This is a genomic window from Deefgea sp. CFH1-16 (assembly GCF_016881365.1).
Taxonomy (GTDB): domain Bacteria; phylum Pseudomonadota; class Gammaproteobacteria; order Burkholderiales; family Chitinibacteraceae; genus Deefgea.
Map to the genome: position 1 here is coordinate 681,678 of NZ_WLYT01000001.1, position 12,524 is coordinate 694,201.

The 12,524-nt window shown below is 50.0% G+C and carries 10 protein-coding genes; 1 reads left to right on the plus strand and 9 read right to left on the minus strand.

Annotation, left to right across the window (positions count from 1 at the left end):
* Positions 1–144: 144 nt before the first annotated feature.
* Positions 145–2,190, plus strand: coding sequence for a glycoside hydrolase family 19 protein (locus GKO28_RS03635; RefSeq protein ID WP_203563889.1), 2,046 nt, complete (start codon positions 145–147; stop codon positions 2,188–2,190).
* A gap of 484 nt (positions 2,191–2,674) precedes the next feature.
* Here GKO28_RS03635 and GKO28_RS03640 read toward each other — a convergent pair whose 3' ends face one another.
* From GKO28_RS03640 to glgX, 9 genes are all read right to left on the minus strand, one after another.
* Complete coding sequence (locus GKO28_RS03640; RefSeq protein WP_182075396.1) at positions 2,675–3,076, minus strand: NUDIX domain-containing protein; 402 nt, start codon at positions 3,074–3,076, stop codon at positions 2,675–2,677.
* Positions 3,076–3,225: a hypothetical protein gene (locus tag GKO28_RS19140; protein WP_182075397.1), complete on the minus strand. Its 150-nt coding sequence runs from the start codon at positions 3,223–3,225 to the stop codon at positions 3,076–3,078. The genes GKO28_RS03640 and GKO28_RS19140 overlap by 1 nt, the downstream gene beginning before the upstream one ends.
* A gap of 123 nt (positions 3,226–3,348) precedes the next feature.
* Positions 3,349–4,602, minus strand: a complete 1,254-nt coding sequence (gene glgP / locus GKO28_RS22125; RefSeq protein ID WP_307838941.1) for a glycogen/starch/alpha-glucan family phosphorylase — start codon at positions 4,600–4,602, stop codon at positions 3,349–3,351.
* Positions 4,603–4,636: 34 nt separating this feature from the next.
* Positions 4,637–5,494, minus strand: a complete 858-nt coding sequence (locus tag GKO28_RS22130; RefSeq protein WP_307838942.1) for a glycogen/starch/alpha-glucan phosphorylase — start codon at positions 5,492–5,494, stop codon at positions 4,637–4,639.
* A complete protein-coding gene (locus GKO28_RS22135) occupies positions 5,478–5,804 on the minus strand; it encodes a hypothetical protein (protein ID WP_307838943.1) in 327 nt (108 codons plus the stop codon). The genes GKO28_RS22130 and GKO28_RS22135 overlap by 17 nt, the downstream gene beginning before the upstream one ends.
* 61 nt (positions 5,805–5,865) lie before the next feature.
* Positions 5,866–7,299, minus strand: a complete 1,434-nt coding sequence (gene glgA, locus GKO28_RS03650; RefSeq protein ID WP_182075398.1) for a glycogen synthase GlgA — start codon at positions 7,297–7,299, stop codon at positions 5,866–5,868.
* Positions 7,299–8,708 carry a glucose-1-phosphate adenylyltransferase gene (gene glgC, locus GKO28_RS03655; RefSeq protein ID WP_182075399.1) on the minus strand — a complete coding sequence of 470 codons (1,410 nt, stop codon included), beginning with the start codon at positions 8,706–8,708 and terminating at the stop codon, positions 7,299–7,301. Before glgC ends, glgA begins: the two co-directional genes overlap by 1 nt.
* A gap of 88 nt (positions 8,709–8,796) precedes the next feature.
* Entirely contained in the window at positions 8,797–10,437 is a 1,641-nt protein-coding gene (locus GKO28_RS03660; RefSeq protein ID WP_182075400.1) for an alpha-D-glucose phosphate-specific phosphoglucomutase, read from the minus strand.
* 10 nt (positions 10,438–10,447) lie between these two features.
* Entirely contained in the window at positions 10,448–12,493 is a 2,046-nt protein-coding gene (gene glgX, locus GKO28_RS03665; RefSeq protein WP_182075401.1) for a glycogen debranching protein GlgX, read from the minus strand.
* Positions 12,494–12,524: the final 31 nt, after the last annotated feature.

Genomic DNA, 12,524 nt, shown 5'->3' on the forward strand with positions numbered 1-12,524 from the left:
TACAAAAATCGAGTAGAACGGCAATCGTTTTCTGTCATCACCACCTTGCCATTCAACGAATGCGGCTCTTCTATGGTTCTTGTAATTTAAAAACAGCACTCGGCGGCGTCACGGATCGAAGTGCCATAAAAGGATGGAGACGGTATGTCAGAAATGAATCGTTGGATGTTGGCGGCAATCCCCGCCATGATGATCAGTGCTTATGCCCACGCCACTCCGGCATGGAGCGAAGGCAGTACTTACAATGCAGGAACAATCGTCAGTTACAAAGGGCTCAATTACAGCGCCCTCGTTACTCACACGGCTTACGTTGGCGCCGGCTGGACGCCTGACACCACGGCCACGCTCTGGAAAGTAGCGGCAAATAGCAGCACCGCGCCAACGGCAAAACCGAGCCCTAGCCCAAGCGCCTTACCCACTGCGACTGCGACACCGACACAAATACCAACGCCAACGCCAACGCCAAGCATTGCGCCCACGGCGACACCGACCACAGCCCCCACGACCCCAAGCAATTGCAGCACAACGTGGAATAGCGCCACCGCCTATCAAGGTGGCCAACGCGTGGTGTATAACAACATCTCTTTTGAAGCCAAATGGTGGGTACAAGGCACGATCCCATCGACCAGCGATCAATGGGGTCCGTGGAAAAACTTAGGCAGCTGCAACGGCGCGACGCCGACACCAACGGTAAAACCAACGGCAACGCCTACTGCAACACCAACCGCAACACCAACTGCAACACCAACCGCAACACCAACCGCAACACCAACCGCAACACCAACCGCAACACCAACCGCAACACCAACTGCAACGCCAACTGCAACGCCAACTGCAACACCAACTGCAACACCAACGGCAACACCAAGTTCAGTACCAACGGCAACGCCGACCAGCAGCCCAGTGGCCGCCTACAAGCCGCAAATTAGCTATGTTGCCGCACCCGCTGGCTATCCAAGCGCAGCGCAATTTAGCGCGGCTGAACGTGCTTTGTACGCTCAAGCCGGAGCGGACAGCCAAACCATTGATCGAATTCGCGCGGCGCTTCAAGTTCGCCCCGATAGCATTGTGAATGCCGTTAGCCCCGGCGCAGCGAGCAATCCAGACAACGTTAAACGCGTTGAACGGGTCTTGAGCTTGGCGAAATTTGATTATTTCTTCCCTGTTCGTAATGTGAAATACACCTACGACAGCTTGCTCAAAGGGGTGGCCAAATTCCCAGCCTATTGCGCAACGTATACCGATGGCCGCGATTCCGATTTGATCTGTAAAAAACTGCTGGCCACCTCGTTTGCCCACTTTGCACAAGAAACAGGCGCCAATTGGCCATCACTCACGCCTGCTGTTGCGCGTGGTTATCCCGAGCAAAATAATGCGGTGTTAGCCACACTCGAGCAAAACGTAGCGATCCCGACTTTCCGCCAAGGTTTATGGTTCTTGCGTGAGCAAGGCATGGTCGAAGGCAACGGCACAGGCGGTTATCAAGACTGCTTTAACGGTGCCGGTAGCTCGATTTTCTCGATTTTCTACCCGTGCAGCAAAAATGCCCAAGGCCAGAACCTGAGCTATTTTGGTCGTGGCTCTAAGCAACTTTCTTGGAATTACAACTACGGCCCATTCAGTAAATCACTGTATGGCGATGTGAATGTCTTACTCGATAAACCCGAACTGGTTGCCGATACTTCGCTCAATTTTGCCTCTGCGATTTGGTTTGCGGTGTATCCACAATCGCCAAAACCACCGATGACTTGGGTGATTGATGGCACTTGGGTGCCCAATCAAGTGGACGCGGCCAACAATATGAAACCGGGCTTTGGTGCCACCACCTACATCATTAACGGTGGCATTGAATGCGGTAAAGGCAGCGAAGTCTCGCAATCGCTCAATCGGATTGCGGCGTATAAAGAGTTCACCAAAGAACTTGGCATCGACATTACCGGTGAGCAGCTCACGTGTGGTAATTCCAAAGGCTTTACCGATGGCTCGGCCGCTGCGACCAAAACCTATTTGGATAAAGGCTGGGGTTACAACCCAAATAATCCAGGTGGCGTAGCATGGTCTTGCCAATTGGCGACATATCAAACGCCATTTAGCCTGGCCAATCCGGGTGATTACCAAGCCTGCGTTGATTACTTCTTCCGTGGCCAAGTGAAATTTAACGGCCAAATCGTCATCGACAACAGCAAATAAATTTTCGCCAACGCAGTAAAACCAATAAAAAACGCCGTTCATTGAATGAACGGCGTTTTTGTTCATCAAGCGAATGATTCGATCAACCTAGACTCAGCGTATTTATTGGCATTGGTAATCGCATTGACGCTGCTGCAAACTGATGTGACAGCCGTGCCGCGCTCGTCGGTCTGGGGCTTAATATCCCGTTCAAGCGCACCGAGTGCGGAGTGAGACAAACAGCTTTATCGTTTGGCTCACGACAATCGAGGGCATCGGGGACCGATGCGCGCTCGGGTCACCTTTCTTTTCCCCTCTTTTAGCTACGCAGAAACTTCGTTTTCTTTGGCGAGACAAATAAAAGAGGGTCCTCGCCACTGACTGCGACTGTAAAACAGCCGTGCCGCAGGCACTTAAAATCAGCAACACTGAATCCAAATAATACCGTTTATTAATAGGTATATCTATCTAGATCTTATCAATAAAAGGTTACAGACAAATACCCTTATACCAAACCTTTTTGCTGCGCCCAAAATACGCCAACAATGGTTTTGGCATCGGTAATGCGGCCATCGAGTACGCCAGCAATCAGCTCAGACATACTCATGGTGATGCTTTCTAAAAACTCACCATCATCCAGTTGTCGTTCACCGGCAGTTAAGTCTCGTGCCAAATACAATTTAATTTCTTCGTCGGTATACGAAATAATCGGGTGAATCACCCCCAGATATTCCCAAGACGCGGCGCTATAACCTGTTTCTTCTAATAATTCGCGCTGCGCGCAAGCCAAAGGATCTTCGCCAGCATCGAGTTTGCCGGCAGGAAACTCGATAAACACCCGATCTAAAGGATAACGAAATTGCCGCTCAAGCAATAATCGGCCATCGGCCAGCTGTGGAATCACCATCACCGCGCCCGGGTGCTTAATATATTCGCGCGTTGCGGTGCTGCCATCGGGCAAAAACGCACGGTATCGCAAAAAGCATTGAGCAATTTGCCTTTAAATAAAGGCTGGCTAGAGAGCGTTTCTTCGATTAAATGGCGATCTACTGACATGATATGGATCCATAAAAAAAAAGGCGACCTTGCGGCCGCCCAGTTTAACGCGTTTTGTAAGTGATCAAACAAAAGTTGGCTGACAGCATTACCTTAGCTTGCCATAAAACAGTTTATGAGTGCTTAAAGCTTGACCGCCCGCGTATGCCAAATACGATCAGCGTATTCTTGAATCGTTCGATCCGATGAAAAATGCCCCATTGCCGCCACATTTAAAATGGCTTTTCTCGCCCAAAGATCGGGCTTAGCAAATAGCGCATCCACTTTGGCCTGCATGGCGACATAGGCTTCAAAATCGGCCAATAATTGGTAATGATCGCCCCAATTAACCAAGGTATCAAAAATCACCCGATAGCGCTCTGGCTCACTCGGGCTAAAAAATCCCGACGCCAACATATTGAGCGTATCGCGTAGCGCTTTATTGTTTTCATAAATGCTGCGCGGATTGTAGCCATCGCGGCGTAATGCACTGACTTCTTCGCTGGTATTGCCAAAAATAAACATATTATCGCCACCTATCGCGTCTTGCATTTCCACATTAGCGCCATCCAATGTGCCAATGGTTAATGCGCCATTAAGGGCAAATTTCATATTGCCAGTGCCCGAAGCTTCAGTGCCGGCAGTGGAGATTTGCTCGGATAAATCGGCAGCCGGAATAATCATTTCGGCCAAACTCACGCTGTAATTGGGTAAAAACACTACCTTTAATCGATCAGCAATTCGCTCATCATTATTAATTTTGATGCCAATATCATTAATGAGTTGAATGATCAATTTGGCCATATGGTAGGCCGACGCAGCTTTACCAGCAAAAATCACTACGCGCGGCTGCCATTTTTTATCGGGTTCAGCCAAAATTTGGTTATATCGCGTAATCACATGCAATACATTGAGTAATTGCCGTTTGTATTCATGGATTCGTTTAACCTGCACATCAAATAAAGCGTTTGGATTAATCACGCCGCCTAAAGTACGCGCCACATACATGGCTAAACGTTTTTTATTGGCTAATTTAGCGGCGCGAAATTCAGCCACAAATAGTGGATAATCGGCGTGGGCTTTGAGTTCAACCAGTTCATTTAAATTGCTGCGCCAAGTTTGGCCTATGGTTTTATCGATTAAGTGGGATAAATCAGGATTGGCCAAAGCTAGCCAACGGCGTGGCGTCACACCATTGGTCACATTGGTAAATCGATCTGGATACAAACGCGCAAAATCAGCAAAAATTGATTCCACCATCAGAGCCGAGTGCAGTGCCGAAACACCATTAACTTGATGGCTAGCAATCACCGCCAAATACGCCATCCTGACTTTTCTCTCGCCCTGCTCGTCAATTAAAGAGACGCGACGTAAAAAGTCAAAATCATTCGGGATCATTAAAGCGACTTCTTTTAAAAAAGCCTCATTCAAATCAAAAATTATTTTTTAAATGCCGAGGTAATAATCGCCCCAGCATATTCACTTCCCACGTCTCTAAGGCCTCAGACATCAAAGTATGATTGGTATAGCTAAATACTTTACCGGTAATGGCCCACGCTTCACGCCATTCATAATGATAATCATCAATCAATAAGCGCATTAATTCCGGAATCGCCAACACCGGATGAGTATCATTTAAATGAATCGCGACCTTATCGGCTAAATGATCCAAATTTTCATGGGTGCTTAAATAGCGATGAATAATATCTTGCAAACTCGCGGCAACAAAAAAATACTCTTGGCGTAAACGCAATTCTTTACCGACTAAAGTGGAATCATCGGGATATAAAACTCGCGATACGTTTTCAGAGAGATTTTTTTCCTCTACCGCTGAAAAATAATCGCCCTGATTAAACTTAGATAAATTAATTTCACGCGTAGAGCGCGCCGTCCACAGCCGCAAGGTATTGGTCGATTTAGTGGCAAACCCCGGAATAATAATATCGTGCGCCACCGCCAAAACATCGTGCTGACTATCGAGCCAGCGCACACTCTCGCCCTCTTGCTCGAGTCGCCCACCAAAACGCACGCGGTAACAGACTTCATCGCGCGGGAAATCAACAATATTGACCGATCCCAACCAAGTATCAGGCACTTCAACTTGGCGGCCTTCAATAATGCGCTGCTTAAACATGCCAAATTGATAGCGAATGCCGTAGCCCATACCCGGAATACCCAAGGTCGCCATCGAATCTAAAAAACACGCCGCCAAACGCCCTAAACCACCATTGCCCAAAGCGGCATCGGGCTCTAGACCCACTAATTCATCATAATCAACGCCCATTTTCATCGAGCGCAGTGCGCACCACGTCTTCCATATCCAGCGCCAATAAGGCATTGGATAAGGCGCGGCCAATCAAAAACTCCATCGATAGGTAATACACCCGCTTTAAGTCTTGCGAATATTGCGCGCGGGTGGTTTCCATCCAGCGCTCGACCATTTGATCGCGCACCGCTAAAAAGGTCGCCTCCATCCAGTCTTTGGGCTGCGCGGCACGCGGATCTTTGCCGATGGAATACATTAATTTATTGGCAATGGCTTTTTTCATTAGTTCGGCATCATGCAACTCCGCCGAGTCGTACTGGAAAGGCAAATTCATCAGTAACACTCCCAAACAAATGCAATGGCAAAGCCGCGCGCCATCGGTTTTGAACGAAACATTAAGCGCCTAAGCTGCGATATAAGTTGTGGTATTGTAAGGCTGCGCTATGCCAGCCAAAGTCAGTACGCATTGCTTCTTGCCGCACTGCTTTCCAGTCTTTCGGTCTGGCCCACAAAGCAAAAATTCGGCGAATACCCTGGGTGAGTTCTTCTTTGGAGAAGCCATTAAATACCGCGCCGGTGGCAATACCGTCTTCTAGGTTTTCTAAAGAACAATCCATCACCGTGTCGGCCAAGCCACCCACGCGGCGCACCAAGGGTAGCGCGCCATATTTCAAGCCGTAGAGCTGCGTTAAACCACAAGGCTCAAAGCGACTAGGCACCATCATCACATCACTACCGGCCATGATTTGATGCGAAAACGCTTCGTCATAGCCGATTTTGACCGCCACTTGCTGGGGGTTGTCGGCGGCAGCAGCGACAAAAGCCGCTTCCATTGCAGCGTCGCCACTACCCAGTAACACAAACTGCCCGCCGCGATCGGTGATTTCATTGAGCGCGGCCAACACCAAATGCAAACCTTTTTGCTCGGTTAAACGGCTAACGACGGCAAATAACGGTTTTTCTGTGGCGTGCTCTAAACCCATCACCGCTTGTAATGCCGCTTTACACTTGGCTTTGCCGGTTAATTTATCCACGCTATAGTTCGCGGCAATCAAGGCGTCGCTCTCTGGGTGCCACACGGCCTCATCAACGCCATTTAAAATGCCCGACAATACGTCTTGCCGCGCACGCAATAAGCCATCTAAGCCACAGCCTTGCTCTGGCGTGCTAATTTCTTGGGCATACGTTGGCGATACCGTCGTAATTCGGTCGGCGTAATAAATTCCCGCTTTCATAAACGAAATTTGTCCATGAAATTCCAGCCCATTTAATGCAAAAAAATGCGCGGGTAATTCAAGCTGCGCAAATTGATGAGCCGGAAAAATCCCCTGATAGGCTAAATTGTGAATCGTAAATACGCTCGTAGCCGGACGCCCAGCTGCGGCCAAATATGCGGGCACTAAACCGGCGTGCCAGTCATGCGCGTGCACAATGGCCGGTCGCCAATAGGTATCGATGCCTTCAGCAATACGCGTCGCCACCCAACCCAATAGCGCAAACCGCAGATGATTGTCGGCATATGGATGATGGTTGCCATCTTGATATGGATTACCACCGCGCGCGTATAAATGCGGCGCATCGATGACATACACGCCAATATCATCTGGCGTGCGGCCAAATTTCAAACCGATCTTGCCAGCAAACGTCTGCAACGTGGCGACATCACTCACTGCCGTTAATCCGGCCAATATTGAAGGGAAACCCGGCAATAAAACGCGAACATCGCAAGCCAACGGCGCTAAAGCCAAAGGCAGCGCGCCCGAAACATCCGCCAAACCACCGGTTTTGAGTAATGGAAACATTTCGGCACAAACATGAAGCACTCGCATTATTTAAAACCTTGTCGAAAGTTAATCGTTGGCGCTTGAAGGACTGGAATCTGAGATCTGGGATCTGGAAAAACACCCCACTCCCCACTCCCCACTCCCCACTCCCCACTCCCTACTCCCCATTCCCCATTCCCTACAATTTGGCCAGCATATCCCGCGTCACCAAAAACAACGCCGGTTTCGGTGCGATGAAAGCGGCGCGCATCGTCTTCGGCGTTTTCACCAATAATGGTGTTTTCGGGAATTTCGCATGCACGGTCAATAATGCAGCGCCGAATGCGCGAACCGCGACCGATCACCACTTGCGGCAAAATCACCGTTGAATCAATGGTGCAAAATGAATGAATTCGCACTTGCGAAAACAAGACCGAATTAATCACCAACGAGCCCGAAACAATACAACCGCCCGAAACCAAAGAATTGAGCGTCATGCCGTGGCTACCATTGCGATCTTGCACAAATTTGGCGGGCGGTAATTGCTCTTGCAGCGTCCAGATTGGCCAATCGGTGTCATACACATCGAGTTCTGGCGTGACTGAGGCCAAATCTAAATTGGCCGCCCAATACGCATCCACGGTACCGACGTCGCGCCAGTACGGCTCACCGCTAGACTCAGTCATCACGCACGATAAACTAAACGGATGTGCAAAAGCCTTGCCTTCTAAAACACTTTTGGGAATTAAATCTTTGCCAAAATCATGGCTAGAACCAGCCAGAACAATATCTTCTTCAAGTAAGCGCTCTAAATAACGGGTATTAAAGATATACACGCCCATTGAGGCCAAAGAGACATTGTCATTACCCGGCATGGCGGGTGGCGATTCGGGTTTTTCGATGAAATCGATGATTTTTCGCGACTCATCAACCGCCATCACGCCAAACGCACTTGCCTCGGCGCGCGGCACTTCGATGCAAGCGACTGTGACTTCGGCGCCCAGCAACACATGGTCGACCAGCATGCGTGAGTAATCCATTTTATAAATGTGATCACCCGCCAAAATCACCACGTATTCCGAACGATAAGTGCGCAAAATATCTAAGTTTTGATAAATCGCATCGGCCGTTCCACGATACCAATGCTCTTCGTCAACGCGCTGCTGCGCGGGCAGCACATCAACAAATTCATTCATTTCATTGCGTAAAAAAGACCAGCCGCGCTGCAAATGCCGCATTAAAGAATGCGATTTATATTGCGTAATCACGCCAATTCGGCGCACGCCCGAATTAATGCAATTGGATAAAGCAAAATCAATAATGCGAAACTTACCGCCAAAATAAACCCCGGGCTTAGCGCGATGATCGGTCAATTGCTTGAGCCGAGAACCGCGCCCGCCCGCCAACACCAGCGCCACCGCACGGCTAGGTAATTGACGCGCTAAAGTGGCTTTATCTATCAATTGCATTTCCATGGGTCTTGCTCCGTGTGATTGAGGCGCTGCGCGGTTTCAAGTACCTGCATACTGGTACTTGAAACTTCAGTCCGTAAAACGAATCCGATTACGTCACAACGGTGGCCGCCTCGCGACCTGTACGCGGTTTGATTTGGGCCAATTGCTCGGCAATGGCAATTAATCCCGCCAAAGCGGTTTGCGTTGGCACAGTATGCCCAGCGGCATCGGCGACGAATTTTTCGAGATAAACACGCAGCGTTGCGCCATCCGTGCCGGTACCCGACAAGCGAAATACCACACGGCTGCCATCCGTCATCACCACACGTATGCCTTGCTGCTCGCTGCGTGAACCATCAATCGGGTCGTCATAAGCAAAATCATCGGCCAGTTGCACGGTAAATTCACCGCGGGTTTGCCCCGCCAAAGTCGGCAACTGACGGCGTAAATGCGCCATCAAGTCGTTCGCTGCTAGCGTATCGAGCGCTTCGTAATCATGCCGCGAATAAAAATGCCGGCCATATTCTTGCCAATGCTGCTGCACAATGGCTTCAACCGACTGCCCCGTCACGGCAAGTAAATTGAGCCAAAACAGCACCGCCCACACGCCGTCTTTTTCGCGCACATGGTCCGAGCCCGTGCCATAGCTTTCTTCGCCGCACAACGTCACTTGGCCAGCATCCAGCAAATTGCCAAAAAACTTCCAACCGGTTGGTGTTTCAAAGCAAGCGATACCGCGCTTTTTGGCCACGGCATCCACCGCGCACGACGTGGGCATTGAGCGTGCCACGCCGGCAATACCCTGCGTATAGCCTTTAATTTTCTCAGCATTGGCCGCCATCACCGCCAAACTATCGGACGGGGTGACAATAAAATGCCGACCTAAAATCATATTGCGGTCAGCGTCGCCATCACTGGCCGCGCCAAAATCAGGCACGCTGCTGCCACGCTCGCCAAATAAATGCGCCACCAAATCATCGGCATACACTGGATTGGGGTCAGGATGTAAACCGCCAAAATCGGGAAGCGGAATGCCATTGACCACAGTGCCTTGCGGCGCGCCGAGTAAATCCTCAAGAATGCGTTTGGCGTACGGGCCAGACGCGGCGGACATCGCGTCAAATCGCATCTGATGCCCAGCAGCAAACCAAGCGCGAATCGCGGCAAAATCAAATAAATCGGCCATCAATTCGGCGTAATCGGCAACCGAGTCGAGCACTACCACCTGCATATGGCCAAGGGTATATTCACCAACAGCATCAATATCAAGGTCTGGTGCGGTATACGTCTGGTATTGGTTAATGGTTGTCGTGCGGGTATAAATCGCTTCGGTGATTTTTTCGGGTGCTGGCCCGCCATTACTGACGTTATATTTGATACCGAAATCGCCATCCGGTCCGCCCGGATTGTGCGAAGCCGATAAAACGATGCCGCCCACTGCAGCATATTTGCGAATAATGCAGCTCACTGCTGGCGTTGAGAGCAAACCTGCTTGCCCCACCAACACCTTGGCAACGCCATTGGCGGCGGCCATTTTTAAAATGGTCTGCACCGCGACGCGATTATAAAAACGACCATCGCCGCCCAGCACCAGCGTGGCGCCATTTAATTCGGGCACCACATCAAAGATCGCTTGTACGAAGTTTTCTAAGTAATGCGCTTGCTGAAATACCGTTACTTTTTTGCGTAAACCTGAAGTACCAGGACGTTGACCAGCATAAGGCTGGCTTGCTACGGTTAAAACACTCATTCGATCCTCTTTAATCGCCTTGATTACGGCTTAAATCTCTTTGTAAAATCGTGACGCTGCGCGCCGCAACGCGGCAGTCTTTGCCACTAAAGTCTGACTGTGGGTCGCCCGTACTGGCTAAGCGCATGGCCCAAATACCGGCCGGCAAATGAAAATGAATCTGATGCGCTGACGCATTCATCAGCACCAATAGATTTTTGGCTAAACACACCATCAACGCGCGCCCTGCGGCGTCTTCCCAATCGTGCGCTTGCAACGGCTGGCCCGATGGATTGAGCCACACCACATCTTGAATCTCATCTTCGTCGGGCTGACCCGTCCACCAACGGGTGTTTTGCAACACCGCACATTCTCGGCGAATTTTAATCAGTTCGGCGACATAATCAGTCAGTTTGTGATCGGCTTGCGACCAATTGAGCCAAGAAATCGCATTATTTTGACAGTAGGCATTATTATTGCCCTGCTGAGTGTGGCCGATTTCGTCCCCAGCGAGCAGCATCGGTGTGCCTTGGCTGAGTAATAAAGTGGCTAAAATCGCCTTGGTCGCCCGCATCCGAAGCAACAAAATCCCCGGATCTTCGCTAGGACCTTCCAAACCGCAATTCCAACTGTAATTGTGGCTATGGCCATCGCGGTTATGTTCTTTATTGGCCAAATTGTGTTTGTGGTTGTACGAGACTAAATCGCGCAAATTAAAGCCATCGTGTGCGGTAACAAAATTAAGTGAGGATTTAGGGCCACGGCGCTGTTTATGAAAGACATCGCTTGAGGCCGCAAAACGCCGCGCAAACAAGGCGCGGTTCACGCCATCATGCAGCCAAAATTTCCGCATGGCATCACGATACTGATCATTCCATTCGGACCAAGTCTGTGGAAAATGCCCGACTTGATAACCGCCAGCGCCAATATCCCAAGGTTCGGCAATCATTTTCACTGTGGATAGTTGCGGGTCTTGCGCGATGGCGACAAAAAATGGCGCATTGGCGGTAAAGTGTCCGTCTAATCGCCCCATAATCGGCGCTAAATCAAAGCGAAAACCATCGACATGGCATTCATTCACCCAGTAGCGCAAGCTATCCATCACCAATTGCAACACCCGTGGATGCGAGACATTGAGCACATTGCCACAACCACTCCAGTTTTCGTAATGTGCGGCGTTGCTATGGTTGAGCACGTAGTAATTGGCGTTATCAATGCCGCGAAAAGACAGCGTGGGCCCCATATGATCTTGCTCGGCGGTATGATTAAACACCACGTCTAAAATCACTTCGATGCCTGCTGAATGCAAGGCTTTGACCATATCGCGAAATTCCGACAACGGCGTAGTGCCAGCGCGGTGCGACCAATAACTGGCTTCAGGGCTAAAAAAATTAATGCTGTTATAACCCCAATAATTCTGTAGCTCGAGCTGCTTCAAGCGCGGCTCATCCAAATGCCAATGCACCGGCAACAATTCAATCGCGCTAATACCGAGCTGTTTAAAATGCGCCAGCATCACCGGATGGCCAATCGCCGCGTATGAGCCGCGAATTTCGGCCGGGATCTCTGGGTGCAATTGCGTCAAACCGCGCACATGCGCTTCGTAAATCACTGTTTTTGCCCAATCGGTATGGGGCGCCTCATCATCGCCCCAATCATAGGGCTCATGAATCACCCGCCCCTTCAAAGCCACGGCGGTATTGTCATCAACACTGGCCAATTCTGGATGAGCAGGCTGATACCCAAAGTACAATGGACTATCAACCCATTGCCCGACGATGTCTTTGGCATAGGGATCAAGCACCACTTTATGCGGATTAAACCGCTGACCTTCGGCGGGACGATAAGGGCCGCTCACGCGATAGCCATACACCAAGCCAGGCTGGGCATCGGGTAAATAGCCGTGCCAAATACCATGACTGCAATGCTCAACGGACAAGCTGGCGGTTTGAATTTGTCCCGTTTCATCATATAAACACAAGCTCACAGCGCTGGCGTTTTCACTGAATAGCGCAAAATTGACGCCATCACCGTCAAATGTAGCCCCCAAAGGATAAGGCGTTCCTTTGCTTAGCATGCGGTTTCACTCCAACGTAAATACAGCGTTG